This is a genomic window from Pseudomonas sp. WS 5411, assembly GCF_012985595.1.
Classification (GTDB): Bacteria; Pseudomonadota; Gammaproteobacteria; order Pseudomonadales; family Pseudomonadaceae; genus Aquipseudomonas; species Aquipseudomonas shahriarae.
In genome coordinates, this window is sequence record NZ_JAARMC010000001.1 from 484839 (window position 1) to 509468 (window position 24630).

At 60.7% G+C, this 24630-nt stretch carries 22 protein-coding genes; 8 read left to right on the forward strand and 14 right to left on the reverse strand.

Annotated elements, in window-relative coordinates; all coding sequences use genetic code 11:
* Positions 1 to 29: 29 nt before the first annotated feature.
* From HBR93_RS02200 to mreB, 6 genes are all read right to left on the reverse strand, one after another.
* The gene (locus HBR93_RS02200; RefSeq protein WP_169959760.1) at positions 30 to 3845 is read right to left on the reverse strand and encodes a YhdP family protein; all 3816 of its coding nucleotides are present in this window, start codon (positions 3843 to 3845) and stop codon (positions 30 to 32) included.
* A gap of 75 nt (positions 3846 to 3920) precedes the next feature.
* Positions 3921 to 5378, reverse strand: a complete 1458-nt coding sequence (gene rng / locus HBR93_RS02205) for a ribonuclease G (protein WP_115128995.1) — start codon at positions 5376 to 5378, stop codon at positions 3921 to 3923.
* A gap of 69 nt (positions 5379 to 5447) precedes the next feature.
* Entirely contained in the window at positions 5448 to 6044 is a 597-nt protein-coding gene (locus HBR93_RS02210; RefSeq protein ID WP_115128996.1) for a nucleoside triphosphate pyrophosphatase, read from the reverse strand.
* A 50-nt stretch (positions 6045 to 6094) separates the two neighbouring features.
* Positions 6095 to 6583 (reverse strand): rod shape-determining protein MreD, encoded by a 489-nt coding sequence (gene mreD, locus HBR93_RS02215; RefSeq protein WP_057438103.1) that lies wholly within the window; start codon positions 6581 to 6583, stop codon positions 6095 to 6097.
* Positions 6583 to 7626 carry a rod shape-determining protein MreC gene (mreC, locus tag HBR93_RS02220; RefSeq protein ID WP_169959849.1) on the reverse strand — a complete coding sequence of 348 codons (1044 nt, stop codon included), beginning with the start codon at positions 7624 to 7626 and terminating at the stop codon, positions 6583 to 6585. Before mreC ends, mreD begins: the two co-directional genes overlap by 1 nt.
* A gap of 138 nt (positions 7627 to 7764) precedes the next feature.
* Complete coding sequence (gene mreB, locus HBR93_RS02225; RefSeq protein WP_002555108.1) at positions 7765 to 8802, reverse strand: rod shape-determining protein MreB; 1038 nt, start codon at positions 8800 to 8802, stop codon at positions 7765 to 7767.
* 210 nt (positions 8803 to 9012) lie between these two features.
* Between mreB and gatC the strand changes: the two genes are divergently transcribed.
* The 6 genes from gatC (at position 9013) to HBR93_RS02255 (ending at position 14205) form a co-directional block, all read left to right on the forward strand.
* Positions 9013 to 9300, forward strand: a complete 288-nt coding sequence (gene gatC, locus HBR93_RS02230) for an Asp-tRNA(Asn)/Glu-tRNA(Gln) amidotransferase subunit GatC (protein WP_003216077.1) — start codon at positions 9013 to 9015, stop codon at positions 9298 to 9300.
* A gap of 16 nt (positions 9301 to 9316) precedes the next feature.
* The gene (gatA, locus tag HBR93_RS02235; protein WP_057438095.1) at positions 9317 to 10768 is read left to right on the forward strand and encodes an Asp-tRNA(Asn)/Glu-tRNA(Gln) amidotransferase subunit GatA; all 1452 of its coding nucleotides are present in this window, start codon (positions 9317 to 9319) and stop codon (positions 10766 to 10768) included.
* A gap of 10 nt (positions 10769 to 10778) precedes the next feature.
* The gene (gene gatB, locus HBR93_RS02240; RefSeq protein ID WP_057438093.1) at positions 10779 to 12224 is read left to right on the forward strand and encodes an Asp-tRNA(Asn)/Glu-tRNA(Gln) amidotransferase subunit GatB; all 1446 of its coding nucleotides are present in this window, start codon (positions 10779 to 10781) and stop codon (positions 12222 to 12224) included.
* A gap of 120 nt (positions 12225 to 12344) precedes the next feature.
* The gene (locus HBR93_RS02245; RefSeq protein WP_057958448.1) at positions 12345 to 12716 is read left to right on the forward strand and encodes a septal ring lytic transglycosylase RlpA family protein; all 372 of its coding nucleotides are present in this window, start codon (positions 12345 to 12347) and stop codon (positions 12714 to 12716) included.
* Between the two features lie 50 nt (positions 12717 to 12766).
* The gene (locus HBR93_RS02250; protein WP_115128998.1) at positions 12767 to 13825 is read left to right on the forward strand and encodes a calcium/sodium antiporter; all 1059 of its coding nucleotides are present in this window, start codon (positions 12767 to 12769) and stop codon (positions 13823 to 13825) included.
* Positions 13822 to 14205 carry a carboxymuconolactone decarboxylase family protein gene (locus HBR93_RS02255; RefSeq protein WP_169959761.1) on the forward strand — a complete coding sequence of 128 codons (384 nt, stop codon included), beginning with the start codon at positions 13822 to 13824 and terminating at the stop codon, positions 14203 to 14205. Before HBR93_RS02250 ends, HBR93_RS02255 begins: the two co-directional genes overlap by 4 nt.
* Before the next feature lie 69 nt (positions 14206 to 14274).
* On the opposite strand, the gene HBR93_RS02260 is transcribed toward HBR93_RS02255, so the two are convergent.
* The 5 genes from HBR93_RS02260 to kdgD form a co-directional block, all read right to left on the reverse strand.
* The gene (locus tag HBR93_RS02260) at positions 14275 to 15216 is read right to left on the reverse strand and encodes an AEC family transporter (protein WP_057438376.1); all 942 of its coding nucleotides are present in this window, start codon (positions 15214 to 15216) and stop codon (positions 14275 to 14277) included.
* 111 nt (positions 15217 to 15327) lie between these two features.
* Positions 15328 to 16881, reverse strand: a complete 1554-nt coding sequence (garD, locus tag HBR93_RS02265) for a galactarate dehydratase (RefSeq protein ID WP_169959762.1) — start codon at positions 16879 to 16881, stop codon at positions 15328 to 15330.
* 12 nt (positions 16882 to 16893) lie between these two features.
* On the reverse strand, positions 16894 to 18258 hold the full coding sequence (locus tag HBR93_RS02270) for an MFS transporter (protein ID WP_169959763.1): 1365 nt from the start codon (positions 18256 to 18258) through the stop codon (positions 16894 to 16896).
* Between the two features lie 103 nt (positions 18259 to 18361).
* Positions 18362 to 19807: an aldehyde dehydrogenase family protein gene (locus HBR93_RS02275; protein WP_169959764.1), complete on the reverse strand. Its 1446-nt coding sequence runs from the start codon at positions 19805 to 19807 to the stop codon at positions 18362 to 18364.
* A 54-nt stretch (positions 19808 to 19861) separates the two neighbouring features.
* Positions 19862 to 20773 (reverse strand): 5-dehydro-4-deoxyglucarate dehydratase, encoded by a 912-nt coding sequence (kdgD, locus tag HBR93_RS02280; RefSeq protein ID WP_057438078.1) that lies wholly within the window; start codon positions 20771 to 20773, stop codon positions 19862 to 19864.
* Between the two features lie 227 nt (positions 20774 to 21000).
* On the opposite strand from kdgD, the gene HBR93_RS02285 reads away from it, so the two are divergent.
* Together HBR93_RS02285 and HBR93_RS02290 are read left to right on the forward strand one after the other, a co-directional pair.
* The gene (locus HBR93_RS02285) at positions 21001 to 22158 is read left to right on the forward strand and encodes a phospholipase (RefSeq protein ID WP_169959765.1); all 1158 of its coding nucleotides are present in this window, start codon (positions 21001 to 21003) and stop codon (positions 22156 to 22158) included.
* 189 nt (positions 22159 to 22347) lie between these two features.
* On the forward strand, positions 22348 to 22542 hold the full coding sequence (locus HBR93_RS02290) for a hypothetical protein (RefSeq protein WP_169959766.1): 195 nt from the start codon (positions 22348 to 22350) through the stop codon (positions 22540 to 22542).
* A gap of 23 nt (positions 22543 to 22565) precedes the next feature.
* Here HBR93_RS02290 and HBR93_RS02295 read toward each other — a convergent pair whose 3' ends face one another.
* From HBR93_RS02295 to HBR93_RS02305, 3 genes are all read right to left on the reverse strand, one after another.
* Positions 22566 to 23315, reverse strand: a complete 750-nt coding sequence (locus HBR93_RS02295) for a FadR/GntR family transcriptional regulator (protein WP_057958438.1) — start codon at positions 23313 to 23315, stop codon at positions 22566 to 22568.
* A gap of 158 nt (positions 23316 to 23473) precedes the next feature.
* Positions 23474 to 23887, reverse strand: coding sequence for a ClpXP protease specificity-enhancing factor (locus HBR93_RS02300; protein ID WP_057438071.1), 414 nt, complete (start codon positions 23885 to 23887; stop codon positions 23474 to 23476).
* A gap of 17 nt (positions 23888 to 23904) precedes the next feature.
* Positions 23905 to 24522 (reverse strand): glutathione S-transferase N-terminal domain-containing protein, encoded by a 618-nt coding sequence (locus HBR93_RS02305; RefSeq protein ID WP_027604841.1) that lies wholly within the window; start codon positions 24520 to 24522, stop codon positions 23905 to 23907.
* Between the last annotated feature and the right edge of the window lie 108 nt (positions 24523 to 24630).

Consider the following 24630-nt stretch of genomic DNA (forward strand, 5'->3'; position numbering starts at 1 on the left):
AGCATGGCGCCATGCTACTCCACAGGGGCTTACTGCGGTTTTTCAAATGGCTTGTCGAAGGTGATTTTTGGATCTTTCCATGGCCCTTCCACCTTGTACTGGACGCTGGCGAAACGCGAGACCCGATCGCCAATCAGTTTGTCGATCAGGAACAGTGCGCCGCCAATGGCCGGCGCCCCCACGATCAACGCGGCAATCGGCAGGTTGTTGGTCACCGGCAGGGTCACCAGCAACTTGGCATCGACACGGTCAGCCACCAGGTCCAGGGTACCGTTAAGCTCCAGGTTGCTCGACGGCCCGGTGAGAACAATCGGCTCACGGGTCACAAACACACCATTGCTGGCGGCCAGCAGGCCCTTGACCCGGTCGTAGCTCAGGCCCTTGCCGAGCAAGTCCGAGAAGTCCAGGCGCAAACGCCGGCCAATCGAGTTGAAGTTCAGCAGGCCAAACACCCGCAACGCCTGGGCACCGCCCTCGACCTCGACAAACTGGCCCTTGCGGAACGATGCATCCAGGCTCCCGGAAAACCGCTTGGGCCCAACCCACGCAGGCGAACCCGGCCAGCGCCCGTCAACGTCCAGATGGAAGTCCTGGCTGGTCACGGTGGGCGCGAAGCCCCAGCCTTTGAGCACATCGGCGATATTCTTGCCGTCCAGGCGCCCCTTGTACCAACTGCTGCTGGCGCCCGGCGCGCCTTCCCAGCCACCGGCCCCCTTGAGCCGCATGCCCTTGAGGCCCAGGTCGAGGTTGTTGAAAGCCATGCCCTTGGCCGTCGGGCGCACCTTCAAGGACCAGGCGCCGATCAAGTCGGGCCCCTGCAACAACTGGCCAATGGAAATATCCAGCGCCGGAATGTCCTTGGGATCAATGTTCGCCAGGGGATCAGGTGCGTTCTCGTCAGCCTGTACCGTAGGGTCAACCGCCGGCAGCTTCACGTATTGCAGATTGATGGCGATAGGCGCGCCCTTGGCATCCGGCAGGCCAACAGTCCCCTTGGCTTGCTGGCTGTCGAGCTGCAGGCCCCAGGCGGCGGGCTTGCGCTCCAGTTGCAGGCTGACCTGGTCGAATTGAGTACCAAAGCCTGTCAGCTTGCCGATCTTGAAATCGGCACTGCTCAACAGCTGCTTGGCATTGCCACCCGGATCATTGCCGGCGTAGCGGTCCACCAGTTTCTTCCACGGATCTATATCCAGCTCCGACAGCACCCCGCGAATCCGCAGGCCCTTGCCACCGGGCAGCAAGGCATCGCCATCCCCGAGGAACAGTTCGCCACGGCCCTGGGCAAAGTTGTTCGCCGGGGCTGCAAAAGTAAAGTTCGCCAGCTCGCCGTAATCAAACCAGTAGCGTCGCTCTGCGCCCTGCAAGGTCATGCGGAACACACTGTCGCGGCCCTGACTGGCGGACATGCCAAACGGCGCAGGCAAATCCACCGCCACGCCCTTGAGGTTGGAACTGACCCGCAACTGGCTGTCGGCACCGTCGAGGTCCAGTTGCAGTTGATACGGGATATCCCCGGACACCGGCAGCGGCTGGCCGACTTTCAGCCAGTCGGTGAGGCGCTTGACCGTCACCTGGCCCTTGGCGGTGACCCGCGTGCTGAGATTGCCCGGCTTGCCACCAGCAGCAATCTGCGCCGTGATCGGCCGGTCAAAGGCCTGGGCACTGATGTTCTGGCCACTCAGACCCTTGGTGCTGTCGAAGCGGAATTCGCCCTTGAGCTGATTCAGGTCCAGGGTCGGCTCGGCCAGTTGCAGGTGCGCCTTGTCAGTCTTGAAGTCCACCACGATTTTCGGCTCGGTGCCTTTGGCCAGGGGGATGTCCAGGTCGAGTGAACCTTGCAGGTCGCCCTCGCCTTTCCAGCCGGCAAACGTCGACGCCGTGCCGATGGGGGCTTCCTGCAGGATCTTCAGGCCGTCACCCAGCCCACCGGCAAACCCGCCCGTCAGCAACAGATGACTGTCATGGCCAGGAAGCGCATGGGGAATGTTGACGTAGATATCCTTGACCTTGGTGTCGAGCAATTGCCCCTTGCTGGCCAGGATGCGCACACCGGTTTCTTCGACAAACACTTCACCGGTCACCTTGCTCACATGGGGCCAGCCAGGCTGGAACGCCAGCTCGGCGTCATGCACCTTGAAGAACAGGCTGATATTGCGCGCCGCCGTCACCGCATCGTGGTTCAACGAGCCTTGATACTGGAAGAAGCCTTCATCGACCGCGCCCTTGAGAATGGCCGTACGCAGCCATTCATCCAGGGCCGGGCTCAACACCGCCGGCAGGTATTTGGGGGTAAAGCGTCCATCGCCCTCGACCATGCCGACCCGCAGGTCCATGTAGTCTTCCTGGTTATGATCGAAATGCAGACGAATCAGGAAGTCCGCCGCGACCTTGCCCTCTTCCCCCAGCACCTTGATATACGGAGCGATCAGCGTGAAGCCTTGTTTATCCAGCTTCCACGTCAGGCGCGCGTTGGCCTGGATGTACTGCCAGGGCTTGGCGAAAATCGGGTACAGGTGCAAGGCAAAGTCCTTGCTGTCCATGCGCAGCTCGCCCTGGCCCAGGTCGCCGCTGATGCTGCCGGAGACATTGCGGGCCGCCGGTGCGCCGAAATACGCATCAAAGCCCACCCGCTCGAGGTTGGCGGCAAAGCTGACGCGTTGATCGCCCGTCTCCTGGGGACGATAATCCACCAGGACATTGCGCAGCACGCCCGTGGCTTTCAACGCTTCGACGGTCTTGGCAAAACCCTCGGGCAATGGCGCCAGGGCGTTGAGCAAGGGGGTGATCGGCGTCAGGTCCAGGCGATCGGCCTGCAGGTTCCAGGTTTCCTGGGCCTTGTCGGTGGCCAGGGTTTGCTGCAATTGCAGGTGCGACTCCCAACGGGTGTCGCCCAGGTTCATGGCCAGCGAGTCGAAGACCACCTTAAGGCCGCGGTCACTGCGTTGCACGTAGGCCGTCAGGCCCAGGTTGTGGATGCTCACAGGTTTGCGCTGGGCATACCGCACCTTCACTTGCGGCGCATTGAGCCGCGCGGCGGCGCTTTGCAGCGTTCCGCCGGCCCAGGTCAGCCAGAGTTCGCCGCCGGCTTTCAGCTCATTGAGTTTCCAGTCCCGGGTCAACTTCGCCGGAATCCATTGCGCCCAATTGCTCTGGGGCAGGCTCAGGTAGGCCTGGACTTCACCATCGCGCCACTGGCTAGCGCGGATCCGCGTGCGCAGGCTGAGGGCCAGCGGCTGCCCATCGGGCAAGGTCAGGCGTGCATCCAGGCGCTGGCGGGTGGTGCCGGTTTGCAGGCTCAGGCCCACATAGGTCAGGGTCAGCGGCGCTTGTTCAAACGGTTGCAAAGTGACCTGGCTGTCGAGCAGCGAGATCTTCGCCACCGCTTGCATGCGCGTGAGCAGTTGTTCCGGGTCCAGGGGCTGGTCGTCCTGCAACGGCAGGCCTTGCAGCGCCCAACGACCGTCCTGGTCCTCCTTGACACTGAGCCGCAACCCGCTGACTTCCAAGTGGGCAATGCGCACATCCCACGCCAGCAGGCTGGCCCAGAGATCGGGCACCACTTGCACCTGGTCCAGGCGCAAGGCACTGCTGCCCTCGCCGACCATCACGTCATGGGCCAGCAAGACCGGGGCAAAGCCTCTCCAGCGCCCTTCCAGGCTGCCAATGCTCAGGGGCATGTCGACCGCCGCCTGCGCCTTGGCCTCGACTTCGGCACGGTACTCCGCCACCAATGGCGTCAATTCACGGCCCAGGCTGACGTAGACCGCCGCCAGTACCAACAGCAATGCACACAGGCCAAGGCCCCAACGGGTCAGTGCGGCAAAAAAGCGTTGTAGACGCTCCATGTCAGGCGACCCTCAAGGTAATAGTCGGACGGCAGATCAAGGTCTGGCGGTCTCGTTGAACAGGACGGATGCGAATCAGAGCAGCACCACGTCGTATTGTTCCTGTGAATACATGGTTTCGACCTGGAAACGGATGGTACGGCCAATAAAGCCCTCCAGTTCCGCAACGTTGCCCGACTCTTCGTCGAGCAGCCGATCAACCACCTTCTGATTGGCCAGGACTCTATAACCCTCGGCCTGGTAAGCGCGTGCCTCTCGTAGAATTTCCCGGAAAATCTCGTAGCAAACCGTTTCCGGGGTCTTCAACTTGCCGCGGCCCTGGCAACTGCTGCACGGTTCGCACAGCACTTGCTCAAGGCTTTCACGGGTACGCTTGCGGGTCATCTGTACCAGGCCCAACTCGGTGATCCCGATGATGTTGGTCTTGGCGTGATCGCGCTCCAGCTGCTTTTCAAGGGTGCGCAACACCTGGCGCTGGTGTTCTTCATCTTCCATGTCGATGAAGTCGATGATGATGATCCCGCCCAGGTTGCGCAGGCGCAGTTGACGGGCAATGGCGGTGGCGGCTTCGAGGTTGGTCTTGAAGATGGTTTCTTCAAGGTTGCGATGGCCGACGAAGGCGCCGGTGTTGACGTCGATGGTGCTCATGGCTTCGGCCGGGTCGACCACCAGGTAGCCACCGGACTTGAGCGGCACCTTGCGCTCCAGGGCCTTCTGGATTTCGTCCTCGACGCCATACAGGTCGAAAATCGGCCGTTCGCCGGGGTAGTGTTCCAGGCGATCGGCGATTTCCGGCATCAGTTCGGCGACAAATTGCGTGGTGCGCTGGAAGGTTTCCCGCGAGTCGATGCGGATTTTCTCGATCTTCGGGCTGACCAGATCACGCAGGGTTCGCAGGGCCAGGCCCAGGTCTTCGTAGATGACACTCGGCGCGCCGACGGTCTTGATCTGGGCTGCGATCTGGTCCCACAGGCGCCGCAGGTAGCGGATGTCCATGAGGATTTCATCGGCACCGGCACCTTCGGCGGCGGTGCGCAGGATAAAGCCGCCCGCCTCTTTGATACCTTCGGCCGCCACGCAATCGCTGACCACCTTTTTCAGGCGCTCACGCTCACCTTCGTCTTCGATTTTCAGGGAAATACCGACGTGGGCGGTGCGCGGCATGTACACCAGGTAACGCGAAGGAATTGACAATTGCGTGGTCAGGCGCGCGCCCTTGGAACCAATCGGGTCTTTGGTGACTTGCACCACCAGGCTCTGCCCTTCGTGCACCAGGGCGCTGATGCTCTCGACCGCAGGGCCTTCGCGCAGGGAGATTTCCGAGGCATGGATAAATGCAGCACGGTCCAGGCCGATATCGACAAAGGCTGCCTGCATGCCCGGCAACACCCGCACAACCTTACCTTTATAGATATTGCCAACGATCCCGCGCTTCTGGGTGCGCTCGACGTGCACTTCCTGCAAAACACCGTTTTCTACCACCGCCACGCGCGATTCCATCGGCGTGATATTGATCAGAATCTCTTCACTCATGGCTGGGTCTCGTTCAGGCGTTTTCACAATAGTGGCCGATCGCTTAAAGGTGGCGCTGGAGTAGAGCGTTCAGCGCACGGAAAGGTGTTGCCAACAGGGTATGCCGAAATGGCCCAGCAGTTCTGCTGTTTCGCAGACCGGCAGGCCAACGACTGCCGAGTAGCTGCCATTGAGCCCGGCGACAAATACCGCCGCCAACCCTTGAATAGCATAGCCGCCCGCCTTGTCCTGGGGTTCACCGCTGTGCCAGTAAGTCGTTGCTTCTTGTGTGGAAACCTGGCGAAAGCGCACGCGACTGCTGACCAGGCGCGTTTCGCAACGCTGGCCATCAAGCAGCGCAATGGCGGTGAGGACTTCGTGCTCACGATCAGAAAGGGCCAGCAGCATGGCCAGGGCATCGGCCTGGTCAACGGGCTTACCGAGGATCCGGCCATCCAGGATGACGGCAGTATCGGCCCCTAGCACGCAGGCATTTGCGGTATCGGCTAATGTCGCCAGGCCTGCAGCGGCTTTGCCACGGGCCAGGCGCTCGACGTAGGACGCAGGCGACTCGTCGCCCAGGGGTGTTTCATCAATAGCGGCGTTGACCACGGTGAACGGCACGCCAATCTGGGTCAGCAGTTCACGCCGCCGAGGAGAGCCGGAGGCCAGATAAAGCGATTGCATTGCAAACTCTCCCTGCGGGTTCGATAACCAGGCAGAGCTTCGCGCCCCACTCAATTGATTTTATAGCGGCGACACAACCCACGCAGACCGAAGCTGACCCATGGCCACAACAGCGCGCTGACCAGCGCCGGCAAGACCAGCGCGAGGGTCGGCTGGCGGTTACCGGTCAAGGCGCTAAGCCACAGTTGCACCAACTGGGCCAGACCGAAGATCACCAGGATCACCAGGCATTGCTGCCACATCGGAAACATGCGCAGGCGTTGCTGCAGCGACAGCACCAGGAAGGTGATCAGCGTGAGAATCAAGGCGTTCTGGCCGAGCAAGGTGCCATACATCACGTCTTCAGCCAGCCCCAGGCACATCGCGGTGACCATGCCGACCTTGTGCGGCAAGGCCAGGGCCCAGAAGGCCAGCAGCAAGGCCAGCCACAGCGGGCGCAGGATTTCCATGAATTGCGGCATCGGCGAAACGCTGAGCAACATACCGATGGCGAAGGTCAACCAGACCATCCAGCCATTGCGTGAATGTGTACCGGCCATTATTGCGCCCCCTGTCGAGTGGTTGCCGGCGCAGGTGCAGCAGCAGGCGTGGACGCCGCAGGCCTGACCGGCCGGGCAGGTGTTGCCGAAGCAGGCGCGGCGGGTGCAGCCGGTGTCGCAGGCTTGGGTACGGTGGCCGGGATGATCGGCGTGGTGGTGCCGTCCTGCCGGTCCTGCGCTTCCTGGGCCTGGGCAGCCTCGTTGGCGCGCTCTTCCGGCGTGCGCGTGTCACTGAACACCAGCAACAGGTAGCGGCTACGGTTCAGCGCGGCCGTCGGCACGGCACGGACAATCGCGAATGGCTGGCCGGAATCGTGGATCACTTCCTTGACCGTCGCCACCGGATAGCCCGCCGGGAATCGCTGGCCGAGGCCGGAGCTGACCAGCAGGTCGCCTTCCTTGATGTCAGCGGTGTCGGCCACATGCCGCAATTCCAGGCGTTCCGGGTTGCCGGTACCGCTGGCAATCGCCCGCAGGCCATTGCGATTGACCTGCACCGGAATGCTGTGGGTGGTGTCGGTGAGCAGCAGCACGCGGGAGGTATAGGGCATCAACTCCACCACCTGGCCCATCAGGCCACGGGCATCGAGCACCGGCTGGCCAAGGACCACGCCATCGCGCTCGCCCTTGTTGATGATGATGCGATGGGTGAAGGGGTTGGGGTCCATGCCGATCAACTCGGCCACTTCGACCTTTTCGTTGACCAACGCGGAAGAATTGAGCAACTCGCGCAGCCGGACGTTCTGCTCGGTCAGGGCCGCCAGCTTTTGCATGCGCCCCTGCAGCAGCAGGTTTTCGGTCTTGAGCTTTTCGTTCTCGGCCACCAGTTCTGTGCGGCTGCCAAACTGGCTGGCCACACCTTGCCATAGCCGTTGCGGCAGGTCGGTGATCCAGTAGGACTGCATCAATACCAGCGACATCTGGCTACGCACTGGCTTGAGCAGTGTGAAGCGGGCATCGACCACCATCAGCGCGACCGATAGCACGACCAGCACCAACAAGCGCACGCCCAATGAGGGGCCTTTAGTGAAGAGCGGTTTAATAGGCCGCTACTCCCGGGCAGATATTCTCTTTATTCATACGGCATCAAACCGGCCTGGATGCAGATTGAAGAAGATAAACGCCAACAGGCAGCACTGCAAAGTGCTGCCTGTTAGTGAAACATGGCGCAACCAACGATCTTATTCGCTGGAGAGCAGGTCCATGGTGTGTTTATCCATCATTTCCAGTGCACGACCACCGCCACGGGCAACGCAGGTCAGCGGGTCTTCGGCGACGATCACCGGCAGGCCGGTTTCCTGGGCCAGCAGCTTGTCGAGGTCACGCAGCAAGGCGCCACCACCGGTCAGCACCAGGCCACGCTCGGCGATATCGGAAGCCAGTTCCGGCGGCGACTGCTCCAGCGCGCTCTTGACCGCCTGAACGATGGTGGCCAGGGACTCTTGCAGAGCTTCCAGCACTTCATTGGAGTTCAGGGTAAAGGCACGTGGCACGCCCTCGGCCAGGTTGCGACCGCGAACATCGACTTCGCGCACTTCGCCACCCGGGTAGGCGGTACCGATTTCCTGCTTGATGCGCTCGGCGGTGGATTCGCCGATCAGGCTGCCGTAGTTACGACGCACATACGTGATGATCGCTTCGTCGAAGCGGTCGCCGCCAACCCGTACGGATTCGGCATACACCACGCCATTGAGGGAGATCAGGGCGATTTCAGTGGTACCGCCACCGATATCCACCACCATCGAACCGCGCGCCTCTTCAACCGGCAGGCCGGCGCCGATGGCAGCAGCCATTGGCTCTTCGATCAGGAACACTTCGCGGGCACCGGCACCAAGGGCCGATTCACGGATGGCACGACGCTCCACCTGGGTGGATTTGCACGGTACGCAGATCAGCACACGAGGGCTGGGCTGCAGGAAACTGTTTTCATGAACCTTGTTGATGAAGTACTGCAGCATCTTCTCGCAGACACTGAAGTCGGCGATCACGCCGTCTTTCATCGGACGAATGGCGGCAATGTTGCCAGGTGTACGGCCGAGCATGCGCTTGGCCTCGGTGCCCACGGCAACGACACTTTTCTGATTACCATGGGTCCGAATGGCCACAACCGATGGCTCATTCAGGACGATACCGCGCTCGCGCACGTAAATAAGGGTGTTGGCAGTGCCCAGGTCGATGGAAAGATCGCTGGAAAACATGCCACGCAGTTTCTTGAACATGGGAAAGGGACCCTAGGCAACGCGTGGGTAAAAAAGTGCGGCAAACTCTAACAACGACAGGGATTTTGGGCAAGGCGCCAATGTGCTAAATTGGCCGACTTTCTGTGCACCTAACCCCACAATCGCGGCCTTATGACCGTAGAAATGCGGTAGTGTTCCGACAATCTAACACACGGATAGCTTCCGTTCTGTTTTCCACTGGAGAATCCCATGGCGCTTGAACGCTCCGACGTGGAAAAAATCGCTCATTTGGCCTGCCTGGGCCTCAATGAAGCCGATCTTCCACAGACCACCGCAGCCCTGAACAGCATTCTCGGGCTGGTCGACCAGATGCAAGCGGTGAATACCGATGGCATCGAACCCCTGGCCCACCCACTGGAAGCCAGCCAGCGCCTGCGCGCAGACGTCGTGACCGAACGCAATAATCGCGAGGCCTACCAGTCCATCGCACCAGCGGTCGAAAACGGCCTGTACCTGGTTCCGAAAGTCATCGACTAAAGGGAAAGAGCCTGCAATGCATCAATTGACTCTGGCCGAGATCGCCCGCGGTCTCGCCGACAAAAAGTTTTCTTCCGAAGAGCTGACCAAGGCCCTGCTGGCGCGTATCACCGCGCTGGACCCGAAGGTCAACAGCTTCATCAGCCTCACCGAAGAGCTGGCCCTTAGCCAGGCCAAGGCCGCTGACGCCCGTCGCGCCAACGGTGAAGGCGGCGCGCTGCTGGGTGCGCCAATCGGTCACAAGGACCTGTTCTGCACCCAGGGCATCCGCACCAGCTGCGGCTCGAAGATGCTCGACAACTTCAAGGCGCCCTACGATGCGACCGTGGTCGCCAAGCTGGCCGAAGCCGGGGCCGTGACCCTGGGCAAGACCAACATGGACGAATTCGCCATGGGCTCGGCCAACGAATCGAGCTACTACGGCGCGGTGAAAAACCCGTGGAACCTGGAGCACGTGCCCGGCGGTTCGTCCGGTGGTTCGGCTGCAGCCGTGGCCGCCCGCCTGCTTCCGGCCGCCACAGCCACCGATACCGGTGGCTCGATCCGCCAGCCTGCCGCGTTCACCAACCTCACCGGCCTGAAACCGACCTACGGTCGTGTTTCCCGCTGGGGCATGATTGCCTACGCGTCCAGCCTCGACCAGGGCGGCCCTTTGGCCCGCACTGCCGAAGACTGCGCAATATTGTTACAAGGCATGGCCGGGTTCGATGCGAAGGACTCCACCAGCATTGATGAGCCGGTGCCGGACTACAGCGCCAGCCTCAATACCTCGATCCAAGGCCTGCGCATCGGCGTGCCGAAAGAGTATTTCAGCGCCGGCCTCGACCCGCGTATCGCCGAGCTGGTGCACAACAGCGTCAAGGAGCTGGAAAAGCTCGGCGCGGTGATCAAGGAAATCAGCCTGCCGAACAACCAGCACGCAATTCCGGCGTACTACGTGATCGCCCCGGCAGAGGCCTCGTCGAACCTGTCGCGCTTCGACGGCGTGCGTTTCGGCTACCGCTGTGAAGACCCGAAAGACCTCACCGACCTGTACAAGCGCTCCCGTGGCGAAGGTTTCGGCGTGGAAGTACAACGCCGGATCATGGTCGGTGCCTACGCCCTGTCGGCCGGTTACTACGACGCGTACTACCTCAAGGCGCAAAAGATCCGTCGCCTGATCAAGAACGACTTCATGGCAGCCTTTAATGAAGTCGACGTGATCCTCGGCCCAACCACGCCAAACCCGGCCTGGAAGATCGGCGCCAAGACCGGCGACCCGATCGCCGAATACCTGGAAGACCTGTACACCATCACCGCCAACCTCGCCGGCCTGCCGGGCTTGTCCATGCCTGCAGGCTTTGTCGACGGTTTGCCAGTGGGCGTGCAACTACTCGCCCCGTATTTCCAGGAAAGCCGCTTGCTCAATGTGGCGCACCAGTACCAGTTGCACACTGACTGGCACACTCGCACCCCAACCGGCTTCTGAGGAGAACACTATGCAATGGGAAGTTGTGATCGGGCTGGAGATTCATACCCAGCTCGCCACCCAATCGAAGATTTTCTCCGGTAGCGCCACCACGTTCGGCTCCGAGCCCAACACCCAGGCCAGCCTGGTAGACCTGGGCATGCCTGGCGTACTGCCAGTACTGAACCAGGAAGCCGTGCGCATGGCGGTGATGTTCGGCCTGGCGATTGACGCCGAGATCGGCCAGCACAACGTGTTTGCGCGCAAGAACTACTTCTACCCGGACCTGCCCAAGGGCTACCAGATCAGCCAGATGGAATTGCCGATCGTCGGCAAGGGCTACCTGGATATCCCTCTGGAAGACGGCACGATCAAACGCGTCGGCGTGACCCGTGCGCACCTGGAAGAAGATGCCGGCAAGAGCCTGCATGAAGAATTCAATGGCGCCACCGGCATCGACCTGAACCGCGCCGGCACGCCGCTGCTGGAGATCGTGTCCGAGCCGGACATGCGCAGTGCCAAGGAAGCCGTGGCCTACGTCAAGACCATCCACGCGCTGGTGCGCTACCTGGGCATCTGCGACGGCAACATGGCCGAAGGCTCCCTGCGTTGCGACTGCAACGTGTCGGTGCGGCCAAAAGGCCAGGTCGAGTACGGCACCCGCTGCGAGATCAAGAACGTCAACTCGTTCCGTTTCATCGAGAAGGCGATCAACACCGAAGTCCGTCGCCAGATCGAGCTGATCGAAGACGGCGGCAAAGTGATCCAGCAGACCCGCCTGTACGACCCGAACAAAGACGAAACCCGTGCCATGCGCAGCAAAGAGGAAGCCAACGACTACCGTTACTTCCCCGATCCGGACCTGTTGCCAGTGGTGCTCGAGGATTCGTTCCTCAATGACGTGCGCGCCACCCTGCCGGAATTGCCACCGCAAAAACGCGAGCGTTTCCAGGCGCAGTTCGGTCTGTCGGTGTATGACGCCAGCGTGCTGGCTTCGAGCCGCGAGCAAGCCGACTACTTCGAAAAAGTCGTGAGCATTGCCGGTGACGCCAAGCTGGCCGCCAACTGGGTCATGGTCGAGCTGGGCAGCCTGTTGAACAAACAGGGCCTGGAAATCGACGAAGCCCCGGTCTCGGCCGAACAACTGGGCGGCATGTTGCTGCGCATCAAGGACAACACCATCTCCGGCAAAATCGCCAAGACCGTATTCGAGGCCATGGCCAGCGGTGAAGGCAACGCCGACGAGATCATCGAGAAGCGCGGCCTCAAGCAAGTCACCGACAGCGGCGCCATCTCGGCCGTGCTGGATGAAATGCTGGCGGCCAACGCCGAGCAGGTCGAGCAATACCGTGCGGCGGATGAAGCCAAGCGCGGCAAGATGTTCGGCTTCTTTGTGGGCCAGGCGATGAAAGCCTCCAAAGGCAAGGCCAACCCGCAACAGGTGAACGAATTGCTCAAGAGCAAGCTCGAAGGCTGATAGCAATGAATGGTCCGAGCGGGATTTTACTTGCGACTCGGACCCCATGTGGGAGCGGCGGTGCGACGATTCGAATCGTCGCACCGCCGCTCCCACATTTGTGATGGGGATATTTTGATAATGAAGCGTCTACTCGGCCTCTGCGCCCTGTTCTCCCTGCTCACCGGCTGCGCCAGTGGCCTGATCGACCCCAACGGTTACGACGAAACCGGCACCGCGTCCTACTACGGCGCCAAGCACCACGGCAAGAAAACCGCCAGCGGTGAACCCTTCAACCAACACGCAATGACCGCCGCCCACCGACGCCTGCCATTCGGCACGCGGGTGCAGGTCACCAACCTGTCCAACGATAGATCCGTGGTGGTACGCATCAATGATCGCGGCCCACACACCCGTGGCCGACTGATTGATCTTTCACGCCAGGCCGCCGAACAGTTGGGTATGCTGCGCAGCGGAACCGCGCGCGTGCGCGTACAAGCCCTGAGCAACTGACTGTCGGAGCCCTGACCATTTTCGGATTAAGCGCCCTCTCGCCCATCAGCCTGATTGAACTGATCAGCGGCCTGCTGCTGCTGATTGCCGGCGCCGAAATGCTGGTACGCGCCGCCGTGCGCCTGGCCGCCAGCCTCAAGGTCAGGCCGCTGATCATTGGCTTGAGCATCGTGGCCTTTGGCAGCAGCGCGCCGCAAATCGCCGTCAGCCTGCAGGCCACCCTGGCCGGCAATACCGATATTGCCGTGGGCAGTGTGATCGGCAGCAGCATCTTCAATATCCTCGTCACCCTGGGCCTGTCGGCGCTGATCATTCCCTTGCGCGTGTCGCGCCAACTGGTGCGCCTGGATATCCCGGTGATGATCGGCGCCAGCCTGCTGCTGTTTATTCTCGCCAGCGATGAAGCCCTGACCCCGCTTGACGGCCTGACCTTGCTGGTCGCCCTACTCGCCTACCTCGCCCTGTTGCTGTACCAGACCCGCCATTCGCGCCGCCCACGGACCCGCGACACCGTGGTGCAGGCGCCGTGGTTGAGCAGTTTGCTGTGGATGATCGGTGGGCTCGTGCTGCTGGTGTTCGCCGGGCATCTGGTGCTGGGGGCGGCTGTGGAAGTGGCCGGCGACCTGGGCCTGTCCGAGCGGGTGATCGGCCTGACCATTGTTGCCGTCAGTACCTCCCTGCCGTGCCTCGCCACATCCCTGATCGCCGCCGTACGCGGCGAGCGGGAGATTGCGGTAGGCAACGTGATCGGCAGCAACCTGTTCAACCTGTTGGGGGTACTGGGCTTTACCGCGCTGGTGGCGCCGTCGCCCTTGTCGGTATCGCCCAATGCCCTGGATTTCGACCTGCCGGTAATGCTCGGCGTCGTGGTGTTGTGCTTGCCGGTGTTTTACACCGGCTACCGCATTACCCGCGCCGAAGGCTTGCTGCTGCTGGGGTTGTATCTGGCGTATGGGCTGCATGTGCTGTCGTTCACCACCGGCATGCCGCTGGCCAATAAACTCGAACAACTGATGCTGTACTACGTCCTGCCAGCGCTGGTGGCTTTCCTGTTGTTCACCTCGCTGCGAGCCTGGCGCCGCCAACACCACAAGAGGGAATCGCAATGACCGATCAACCGAAATCCGGCGAGCAAATGCGTCGCCAGGTCATGGGTGATGTGTTTGTCGACCGCGCGCTGGACAATGCCACCGAATTCACCCAGCCACTGCAGGACTTCGTCAACGAACATGCCTGGGGCGGGGTGTGGAACCGTGAAGGCCTGCCACTGAAGACCCGCAGCCTGATTACACTCGCGGCATTGACCGCCTTGAAGTGCCCGCAGGAACTCAAGGGCCATGTGCGCGGCGCGCTGAATAATGGCTGTACTGTTGAAGAAATTCGCGAGGCGCTGCTGCATTGCGCGGTGTATGCCGGCGTGCCGGCGGCGATTGATGCGTTTCGGGCGGCGCAGGAAGTGATTGAGGCGTATCAGTCAGGCCCGCAGTGACTGTTAGATCGCTATCGCGGGCAAGCCCGCTCCCACAATTTTGATTGTGCACACCTTCACCAGAACATTTCAGATCCAGCCACCCGCCTGCAACACGAAGATCCCGATATTAGTGGTCACCGCCGCCATCAAGGTGGTGATCACAATGATCGCTGCCGCCAACTCATGGTTGCCCTGGGCCGCGCGAGCCATGACAAAACTGGCGGCGGCCGTCGGCGCGCCGAAATACAAAAACAGGATCCCCAGTTCCGGCCCGCGGAACCCGTACAGCCACGCGCCGGCAGTCGCCACCAGGGGCAGCCAGATCATCTTCATCAGGCTGGCGCTCAGGGCAATGCTGCCGCTTTTCCGCAGGGCAGCCATGGACAACGTGCCGCCGATGCAGATCAACGCCAATGGCAATGTGGTATCTGCCAGGTATTGCCCGGACTTTTCCAGCCAGCCGGGCAAGCCAATCTGGAAATACGCGAAGGGTGTGGCCGCAATCACGCTGATAATCAATGGATTGGCCAACACGCTTTTGCAGATGCTCCACGGATCGGACTTGATCACCGGACTGTAGACCGCCAGCACGATGGTCGACAGGGTGTTGTAGAACAGGATCACCAGGGCGGCGAGGATCGCGCCAAGGGAAATCCCGTAGTCGCCGTACATACTGGCCGCCAGGGCCAGGCCAATCACCCCGTTGTTACCACGAAATGCACCTTGGGCATAAATACCCCGGTCCTCACGCGGGCAACGGAAAATCGCCCATCCCCAGGCCAGGGCGAAGCCGACCAACGTCGCAACCGAGAAATAGATCAGCAGTTCCGGCTTGAGCGCCGAATGCAGGTCGGCATGCAGAATCCCCAGAAACAGCAACGCCGGCATGGTGACGTTAAACACCAAGGCCGACGCAGTGTGGATAAAGTCGTCGTTGATCCAGTTGATGCGCTTGAGCAGGACGCCCAGGAACAGCATGGCAAACACCGGCGCGGTGATGGTCAGGGTTTGCAGGAAGATAGCCAGCATGCCAGGGAGAACCTTGGTGAGGGTCAGTAGGTGGCTAATCATAAAACATCCAGCACCATTGCGCCCGGCAGGTCTGCATCGCGAGCAAGCCCGCGATGATGCGACACGGTCTCAGGTGATCGGCGCCGGATTGAACAACGTAATGTCATTGTGCAATTTATGCCGCTCGGCCCAGGTCTGCTTCTTGCCGCTGGCTACATCCAGGTAGAAGTGGAACAACTCCCAGCCCAGCTCCTCGATGGTCGCACGGCCGGTGGCGATGCGTCCGGCGTCGATATCGATCAGGTCTGGCCAGCGCTGGGCCAGTTCCGTGCGGGTCGAGACCTTCACCACCGGCGCCATCGCCAGCCCGTAAGGCGTGCCGCGACCGGTGGTGAAGACGTGCAGGTTCATCCCCGCCGCCAGTTGCAAGGTGCCGCAGACAAAATCGCTGGCCGGTGTCGCGCAAAAGATCAGGCCTTTGCCCTTGAAGCGCTCGCCCGGCCCCAGTACGCCGTTGATCGCGCTGCTGCCGGATTTGACGATGGAGCCCAGGGATTTTTCGACAATGTTCGACAACCCGCCCTTCTTGTTGCCCGGCGTGGTGTTGGCGCTGCGGTCGGCCTCGCCCTTGGCCAGGTAGCGGTCGTACCAGTCCATTTCCCGTACCAATTCCCGGGCAACGTCTTGGCTCTCGGCACGGGAGGTCAGCAGGTAAATGGCATCGCGCACTTCAGTGACTTCGGAAAACATCACCGTCGCCCCGGCCCGCAGCAATAAGTCCGAGGCGTAACCCAGCGCCGGGTTGGCGGTGATCCCGGAAAACGCGTCACTGCCGCCGCATTGCATGCCGAGGATCAGCTCCGAGGCCGGTACGGTTTCCCGCCGGCGCAGGTCGAGTTTCTTCAGGCGGACTTCGGCCAGCGCCATGATCTGCTCGATCATTTCACTGAAGCCGTGGCTGGCGTCCTGCAGGCGGTACAGCCACGGCTCGCTGAGGTCCACCGAGCTGTCGTTGTCGTGCATCACTTGCCCGGCCTGCAATTTCTCGCAGCCCAGGCTGATCACCAGCGCTTCGCCCCCCAGGTTCGGGTTGCGTGCCAGGTTGCGCACAGTGCGGATCGGGATATAGGCGTCGGTGGCGGTAATGGCCACGCCACAGCCGTAGCTGTGGGTCAGTGCCACTACGTCATCGACATTCGGGTACTTGGGCAGCAACTCGTCCTTGATGCGCTTGACCGCATGGTCCAGCACGCCGGTCACGCACTGCACAGTGGTGGTGATGCCAAGGATATTGCGCGTACCGACGGTGCCGTCGGCATTACGATAACCTTCGAAAGTAAAGCCTTCCAATGGCGCCTGGGCCTCGGGGACCTCGGTGGACAGCGGCAGGCTGTCCAGCGGCGGTGCGGTAGGCATGCGCAGTTGATCTTCCTGGACCCAACTGCCGCGCGGTATCGGCTGCAAGGCGTAACCGATGGTTTGGCCATAGCGAATGATCTGACCACCTTGCGGGATATCTTCCAGGGTCACCTTGTGGCTCTGGGGGATGAACTCCACGGTCACCAGGCCGTCCGGGAACTCGGTGCCCGCCGGTACGCCCTGGTCACTGACCACGATTACTACGTTGTCGCGCTCGTGCAGACGAATGGAGCGCGGCGAGTCGGCATGTTCAATCAACTGCATCACACGGCCCCTTCAGGATTGCACTTGGGAAAGGTTAGTCAACTCGGGGCCTTTGCTCGGTGGCTCGTTGAGCACCACGCGCTTGATCGGGCCGACGATCACCAGGTAGCTGAATACCGCCACCAGCGCATTGGCGCCGACGAACACCAGGGCCCACTTGAACGAACCGGTAGTGCTGATGATGTAGCCAATCACGATGGGCGTGGTGATGGAAGCCAGGTTGCCGAAGGTGTTGAACAAGCCGCCGCTGAGGCCGGCGATTTGTTTCGGCGAGGTGTCAGACACCACCGCCCAACCCAGTGCGCCAACGCCTTTGCCGAAGAAGGCCAGGGCCATAAAGCCGACCACCATCCATTCCACATCCACGTAGTTGCAGGCAATGATGCTACTGGAGACCAACAAACCGGCAATGATCGGCGCCTTGCGAGCGAAGGTCAGGGAGTGGCCCTTGCGCAACAGGTAATCGGAAATCACCCCGCCCAGCACGCCGCCGATAAAACCGCAGATCGCCGGCAACGAGGCGATAAAACCGGCCTTGAGGATGGTCATGCCACGGTCCTGCACCAGGTACACGGGGAACCAGGTGAGAAAGAAGTAGGTAATACCGTTGATGCAGTACTGGCCCAGGTAGACCCCGAGCATCATGCGGTTGGTCAGCAACTGGCGGATGTAATCCCACTTCGGCCCGTCGGTTTTCTTACCCTTGGCCTTGTCCTGATCCATATCGACCATCGCCCCGTTGGCAGCGATGTGGTTGAACTCGGCTTCGTTGATCAGCGGGTGCTGGCGCGGGCTGTAGATTACTTTCAGCCAGATCAGGGAGAACACGATGCCGATCACGCCCATCACGATAAACACGTGCTGCCAGCCGAAGCTGTAGACGATCCAGCCCATCAGCGGTGCAAACAACACGGTGGCGAAGTACTGCGCCGAGTTGAAGATCGCCGAAGCCGTACCGCGTTCGGCAGTGGGGAACCAGGCCGCGACGATCCGTGCGTTACCTGGGAAGGATGGCGCCTCTGCCAGGCCCACCAAAAATCGCAGCATAAACAGCGCCACCACGGCGGTGGAAACCCCGAACTCACCGACATAGCCTTGCAGCACGGTGAATAGCGACCAGGTGAAGATGCTCAGGGCATAGACTTTTTTCGAGCCGAAACGGTCGAGCAGCCAGCCGCCGGGGATTTGCCCGGCCACATAGGCCCAACCGAACGCAGAGAAGATATAACCGAGGGTGACCGCGTCGATGCCGAGGTCTTTTTGCAGGCTGGACCCTGCAATGGCGATGGTGGCGCGGTCGGCATAGTTGATCGTGGTCACCAGGAACAGCATGAGCAAGATCAAATAACGGACGTGCGTCGGCTTGGTCGCTTGCATGTAGATGTACTCCCACTAATTATTTTTTTTGCGGGTAATGGTTTTGGTGCTGCGCACTGCTTTTTTGTGGGAGCTGGATTGCCGGCTCCCACACGTATTGCGTTTACGAGCCGATGTAGCTGGTTTTCACCACGGTGTAGAACTCTTGCGCATAGCGACCTTGCTCACGCGAACCGTAGGATGAGCCCTTACGCCCACCAAAGGGAACGTGATAATCCACACCCGCCGTCGGCAGGTTGACCATCACCATCCCGGCCTGGGAGTGGCGCTTGAAGTGGTTGGCATACTTGAGCGAGGTGGTGGCAATGCCTGCCGACAAACCGAATTCGGTGTCGTTGGCCATGGCCAGTGCCGCTTCGTAGTCCGCCACGCGCACGACATTGGCCACCGGGCCGAAGATTTCTTCACGGCTGATGCGCATGGCGGCCTGGCTGTCGGCGAACAGAGTCGGCGCCAGGAAGTAACCTTCGGTGTCACACGTCACCAAGCCACCACCGCTGACCAGCCGCGCACCCTCGCCCTGGCCGATGTCGATGTATTTCAGGTCCTGGTCCAGTTGGGCCTGGGACACCACCGGTCCGATATCGGTGCCGGCGTGCAGGGCATGGCCGACCTTGATCGACTGCATGCGCTCGGCCATGGCCGCGACGAACCGGTCGTGGATCCCCGCCGTGACGATAAAGCGACTGGACGCCGTGCAACGCTGGCCGGTGGAGTAGAACGCGCTCTGCACCGACAACTCGACGGCCTGCTTGAGGTCGGCATCGTCGAGAATGATCTGCGGGTTTTTGCCGCCCATTTCCAACTGCACCTTGGCCTGGCGCGACACGCAACTGACTGCGATCTGTCGGCCCACGCCCACGGAGCCGGTAAAGCTGATGCCATCGACCTGCGGGCTGTTGACCAGCGCATCGCCGACGACGCGGCCGCTGCCCATCACCAGGTTGAACACGCCACTGGGGAAGCCGGCGCGGGAGATGATTTCGGCCAGGGCCCAGGCACAGCCGGGCACCAGGTCTGCCGGTTTGAGCACCACGCAGTTGCCGTAGGCCAGGGCCGGGGCGATTTTCCAGGCGGGGATGGCAATCGGGAAGTTCCACGGGGTAATCAGGCCTACCACGCCCAAGGCTTCGCGGGTGACTTCAACATTGACCCCAGGGCGCACCGACGGCAGGTAATCACCGGACAGGCGCAGGCACTCGCCGGCAAAAAACTTGAAGATGTTACCGGCACGGGTCACTTCGCCGATGGCTTCCGGCAGGGTCTTGCCCTCTTCGCGGGCCAGCAGCGTACCGAGTTCTCCACGGCGGGCGAGGATCTCGCTGCCGACTTTATCCAGGGCGTCATGCCGGGCCTGGATGCCGGAGGTCGACCACGCCGGGAACGCTGCGCGGGCTGCGTCGATGGCGGCGTTGACCTGGGCCAGGTCGGCCGTGGCGAAATCGCCGATGACATCCGACAGATCCGACGGGTTGATATTGCTTGAGTAGTCCGCACCGGCCACCCATTGGCCGCCGATGTAGTTGTCAAAACGCTTGGTTTGGGACACGCCTCTTCTCCTTACGCAAAAAGCCGCTGATCACTCAGCGGCTTTATTAATGGGTTACTGAGCACCTTGCTTGTCGATCAGCGCGGCCAGGGCTTCGTATTCTTCTGGCAGCAGATCGGTCAGCGGGGTACGTACCGGGCCTGCGTCATAGCCGGCGATTTTTGCGCCCGCCTTGACGATGCTCACGGCATAGCCGGCCTTGCGGTTACGCAGGTCCAGGTAAGGCAGGAAGAAGTCGTCGATGATCTTGTTGACGGTGGCGTGATCTTCCCGGGCAATGGCGTGGTAGAAGTCCATCGCGGTCTTGGGAATAAAGTTGAAGACTGCCGAGGAGTACACCGGCACGCCCAGGGCCTTGTAGGCAGCGGCGTAAACCTCTGCAGTCGGCAAGCCGCCCAGGTAGCTGAAACGATCACCGAGACGACGGCGGATCGACACCATCAGCTCGATATCACCCAAGCCATCCTTGTAGCCGATCAGGTTCGGGCAACGTTCGGCCAGGCGCTCCAGCAGCGGCGCGGTCAGGCGGCAGACGTTGCGGTTGTAGACCACCACACCGATTTTTACCGACTTGCACACCGCCTCGACATGGGCGGCGACGCCATCCTGGCTGGCTTCGGTCAGGTAGTGCGGCAACAGCAGCAGGCCCTTGGCTCCCAGGCGCTCGGCTTCCTGGGCGTACTCGATGGCCTGGCGGGTGGAGCCGCCGACACCGGCGAGGATCGGCACGCTGGTGGCGCAGGTATCAACGGCGGTTTTCACCACTTGGGCGTATTCACTGGCTGCCAGGGAGAAAAACTCACCGGTGCCGCCCGCCGCAAACAACGCAGAGGCGCCATACGGGGCCAGCCACTCCAGGCGCTTGATATAGCCCGCCGGGTGGAACTCACCCTGGGCATTGAAATCGGTGACCGGGAAAGACAGCAGACCGTGGGAGAGGATGGACTTCAGTTCTTGTGGATTCATTATTTGAACACCCTGGGCAAAGACGAAGACTGGAACGTTATTATTGATGTCGTACGTCATCGTACAACTATAAAAATGTTCGTCAACCTTCTTTTGTCGGCTTGCCGGTATTTCGAGGTCATTAGTAGCGAGCGCCTTGACGTAGGGAATTATTCCTCTATTCTCGCAATAACTGTATATGCATACAGTTATTAAGGAAGATTCCTACGACATAGCAAGGAGCTAACATGTCAGAACTTGAATCGGTCATTACTCGCAAAACCCTCCCCTCCCTGCGCTTTGAAGGCGGCGAGCACACCGCCATTGGCGATGACACCCAGCTGCGCTTCGTGCAGGGCGCGCCCTCTATTCCGGGCGCGCAAGTCAAGCTTCACCTACCCAACGGCCTGGCCCTGACCTATGGTCAGATCATCTCCCTGGGCGGTGACTTCTACGGAATTCCCGGCCAGCCCATCAGTGACGGTGCGTCACCCACCGAGCGTGTGCAGCGCTTCACCGCCGCGTTTAACTCGCTGGCGACTTTGCCGGCGTCAAGGGAGGAAGCGGGCAAAATCCTCGCGGTCATGCAAAAAGAGATCAACGCAGTGAAGCAGGCCATTCAGGATGGCAAGCAACCCCATGAGGCTTACGACGCACTAGGAGATACGTTGTCTGAAGAGTGGAACCGTATCACCGGCGGCGGCAGCGTGGTTTCAGCCATGGTTCCCCTGGGGCGCTACTTGAAGCTGGCGGCCGATAATGCCGACCATTTCGGCGAGTGGGCGCTGTCTGCCTACCTGGCCGGGCATTCTGCCGCCCTGCAACAAGCGGTGGTGGCTCACCAAAGCGGCAGTAGCCAGCAATTGGAACTGGCTTACGCCATGAACAGCTTTGCTGATCACTTTTTGACCGACCTGTTTTCCGCAGGGCACCTGCGCGTCCCACGCAAACAACTGGCGGCCGTGGTGACACCGGGTGAACTGGGGTCGTTGATCAGCCGCTTTATGCACGATGAAGACAGCAAGTTCGGGCTCAATGTACGCAATGCCCTGGGCGATGAGTGGCATGCCTATGGCGACAAACGCTATTTCGATAGCAATGACGCCGCCAACCGCACTCAGGTCAAGCGTGCGGTACAGGCTTCGGCCGATGAGATCTTCGACGCGTACATCAGCGGTATCGCGCCCTCCCCGGCCACGTTCAAGGCACCACTGCATGTGCCGGACTTGAACGCGGCGAACAATCCAGCGAATAACTTTTCGCCACTGTTCAAGGCCGAGGGCGACAAGGTATTGCGGCGCAAGGACGTCAACAACTTGAATGACAAGCAGTGGACCAATGATTGGTGGGGGTGGAGTACGTATCTGTTGCTTAAGGACTACAAGCCAAATAACCCGCTGCCTTGATGTAGCCACAGCGCCCCTGTGTACGGATGACTCGTATACAGGGGACCGTTCGTCGTCACTGTGAATTCTGACAGTATCAGCGATGTACCCGTCGCCCCTAGATTGAACGCCACCACCGGGCAACCTCAGCCGCAAGAGGTGCAGTCACCCTGGAGGCCCTTCAGTAATCGAGAAATAGTGAGGCATGCCATGGCTACTAGAAAATGCACGTTTACATCCAAATCCAACAAATTCAAAGCAGCAACGCAAAATATCGATGCTGTGGACCTACCCAATATCGGTGATACCGTTCAACTTGATGGTGATCCGCCTGAATTGATCATAGGCAAAAACTTCCAAATCAAAGATGGCGAAGTTAAGCAAATCGACTTTTTCCTGGCGTAAATGCCTCCCTAGCAATCACCGAATTACCCCCGCTGCGCCTGCGCCTCTTCATGAGCCTGGCGCAGCCGCTCTCGACTATTGGTCAAATGCAATCTCATCGCCGCCCGCGCTGCATCCGAATCCTGGCGGGCAATCGCCTCATAAATCTCTTCGTGCTCACGGCTCAGGCGGCTCATGTAGTGCTGCTGGTCGTCATGGGCCAGGCGCGCAGAATTCAGGCGGGTCCGCGGAATAATGCTGGTGCCCAGGTGGGTCATGATATCGGTGAAGTAACGGTTGCCGGTGGACAGGGCAATCTGCAAGTGGAACTGGAAGTCCGACGCTACCGCATCACTGGCGTGCGCTGCACTTTCATTCAGGGCATCGAGGGCCGCGCGCATCGCTGCCAACTGCTCGTCACTGCGACGCTGGGCCGCGAGACCAGCAGACTCCACTTCCAGGCTGATGCGCAATTCGAGGATCGCCAGTACATCACGCAGCGTGACCACGGTCGCCGGATCAATGCGGAACCCGCTGGGGCTCGGCGTATCCAGCACAAAGGTGCCGATGCCATGCCGGGTTTCCACCTGCCCGGCTGCCTGCAGCCGCGAGATCGCTTCGCGCACCACCGTGCGGCTGACCCCATGGGCTTCCATGATGGCTGACTCGGTGGGCAGTTTGTCGCCACGCTTGAGCTGGCCATCGCGGATCTGTTCGGACAACACCGTGACCAGTTCCTGGGCAAGGCTACGGCGCTTGCGGGGAAGACGCGGGGCTGTGCTGAGGTTTTCCATGGGCAGGCAACTATCTCGATGATTCAAAAGGGCATCATAGCCCAAGCGAGTTGTACGATCACCGCCCTGCATGATTTGCCCAAGGTTTATCGCGCGCAAAAAAATGCCCCAGCCTAAGCCGGGGCACTTTCAACACATGCCCGAAGGCGCATGTTTTGTCACTTCACCACTTTCAAGCTCGGCCGGCCGCTAGGGCGCGGTGGCTCGGAATCAGGTGGCGGCAGATCATCTTCAATTTCAATCGCTTCGTCGTCTTCAAGGGACGACTCCAGATCAAACACCATGCCCTGGCCATTCTCCCGGGCATAAATGCCCAGGATCGCGCCGATGGGCACATAGAGCGTATGGGGTACCCCACCAAAACGCCCTTCAAAGCTGACCGCTTCATTGTCCATGTGCAGTTGACGCACGGCACTGGGCGAAACGTTCAGGACAATCTGTCCGTCACTGGCAAAACCTTGTGGCACCTGCACCGCAGGAAACTCGGAATTGACCAGCATATGCGGGGTGCAATCGTTGTCCACAATCCACTCGTAGAGCGCGCGGACCAGGTAAGGTCGACTGGAGTTCATCAACGGCTCCTTAAGCCTTAGCGCATATCACGTTCGACGCCAGACAGACTTGCCTGGAAAGCCTCACGCGCAAACTGGCGCTCCATGTAATCAAGCAGCGGCTTGGCAGGCCGCGGCAGTTCAATGCCCAGAATCGGCAAACGCCAGAGTATGGGTAATAGGCAGCAATCCACCAGGCTTTGTTCCTCACTGAGGAAAAAAGGTTTGTCGGCGAACAATGGAGAAACGCCGGTCAGGCTCTCGCGCAATTCCTTACGCGCCTGCACACGGGCCGCTTCTTTGCTGCGTGTATCCAGAATCAGATCCACCAGCCCACACCAGTCACGCTGGATCCGATGGATCAGCAGGCGGCTGTTGGCACGCGCCACCGGATACACCGGCAGCAAAGGTGGATGGGGGTAACGCTCATCCAGATATTCCATCACCACGGTTGACTCCCACAACGCCAGGTCACGATCGACCAGGGTGGGCAAGCTGCCGTAAGGGTTCACTTCGATCAGTTTCGGCGGGTGACGTCCCACCTCCACACTGATGATCTCGGCGCTGACACCCTTCTCTGCGAGCACGATGCGTACTCGGTGGGAATAGTGGTCGGCGGGGTCGGAGTAACAGGCCAACCGGTTGGTCACGCCCATGGCGGTCCTCCTCGCTTGTTGAAATTATCGAAAGCTCAAAAACGAGCGCGCCCAGAAAGCATCTCCTGTAACACCTGGATCAACCAGAGCGTTACCCGTTCAGAGACG

What these genes read in the sequence shown, in the direction of transcription:
- HBR93_RS02210 (WP_115128996.1), bottom strand. Translation starts at nt 6,044, where the DNA reads ATGCAATCGCTTTATCTGGCCTCCGGCTCTCCTCGGCGGCGTGAACTG.
- gatA (WP_057438095.1), top strand. Translation starts at nt 9,317, where the DNA reads ATGCATCAATTGACTCTGGCCGAGATCGCCCGCGGTCTCGCCGACAAA.
- HBR93_RS02255 (WP_169959761.1), top strand. Translation starts at nt 13,822, where the DNA reads ATGACCGATCAACCGAAATCCGGCGAGCAAATGCGTCGCCAGGTCATG.
- HBR93_RS02305 (WP_027604841.1), bottom strand. Translation starts at nt 24,522, where the DNA reads ATGGGCGTGACCAACCGGTTGGCCTGTTACTCCGACCCCGCCGACCAC.
- mreB (WP_002555108.1), bottom strand. Translation starts at nt 8,802, where the DNA reads ATGTTCAAGAAACTGCGTGGCATGTTTTCCAGCGATCTTTCCATCGAC.
- HBR93_RS02295 (WP_057958438.1), bottom strand. Translation starts at nt 23,315, where the DNA reads ATGGAAAACCTCAGCACAGCCCCGCGTCTTCCCCGCAAGCGCCGTAGC.
- HBR93_RS02270 (WP_169959763.1), bottom strand. Translation starts at nt 18,258, where the DNA reads ATGCAAGCGACCAAGCCGACGCACGTCCGTTATTTGATCTTGCTCATG.
- kdgD (WP_057438078.1), bottom strand. Translation starts at nt 20,773, where the DNA reads ATGAATCCACAAGAACTGAAGTCCATCCTCTCCCACGGTCTGCTGTCT.
- mreD (WP_057438103.1), bottom strand. Translation starts at nt 6,583, where the DNA reads ATGGCCGGTACACATTCACGCAATGGCTGGATGGTCTGGTTGACCTTC.
- gatB (WP_057438093.1), top strand. Translation starts at nt 10,779, where the DNA reads ATGCAATGGGAAGTTGTGATCGGGCTGGAGATTCATACCCAGCTCGCC.
- HBR93_RS02285 (WP_169959765.1), top strand. Translation starts at nt 21,001, where the DNA reads ATGTCAGAACTTGAATCGGTCATTACTCGCAAAACCCTCCCCTCCCTG.
- HBR93_RS02290 (WP_169959766.1), top strand. Translation starts at nt 22,348, where the DNA reads ATGGCTACTAGAAAATGCACGTTTACATCCAAATCCAACAAATTCAAA.
- HBR93_RS02200 (WP_169959760.1), bottom strand. Translation starts at nt 3,845, where the DNA reads ATGGAGCGTCTACAACGCTTTTTTGCCGCACTGACCCGTTGGGGCCTT.
- garD (WP_169959762.1), bottom strand. Translation starts at nt 16,881, where the DNA reads ATGCAGTTGATTGAACATGCCGACTCGCCGCGCTCCATTCGTCTGCAC.
- rng (WP_115128995.1), bottom strand. Translation starts at nt 5,378, where the DNA reads ATGAGTGAAGAGATTCTGATCAATATCACGCCGATGGAATCGCGCGTG.
- HBR93_RS02300 (WP_057438071.1), bottom strand. Translation starts at nt 23,887, where the DNA reads ATGAACTCCAGTCGACCTTACCTGGTCCGCGCGCTCTACGAGTGGATT.
- gatC (WP_003216077.1), top strand. Translation starts at nt 9,013, where the DNA reads ATGGCGCTTGAACGCTCCGACGTGGAAAAAATCGCTCATTTGGCCTGC.
- HBR93_RS02260 (WP_057438376.1), bottom strand. Translation starts at nt 15,216, where the DNA reads ATGCTGGCTATCTTCCTGCAAACCCTGACCATCACCGCGCCGGTGTTT.
- HBR93_RS02245 (WP_057958448.1), top strand. Translation starts at nt 12,345, where the DNA reads ATGAAGCGTCTACTCGGCCTCTGCGCCCTGTTCTCCCTGCTCACCGGC.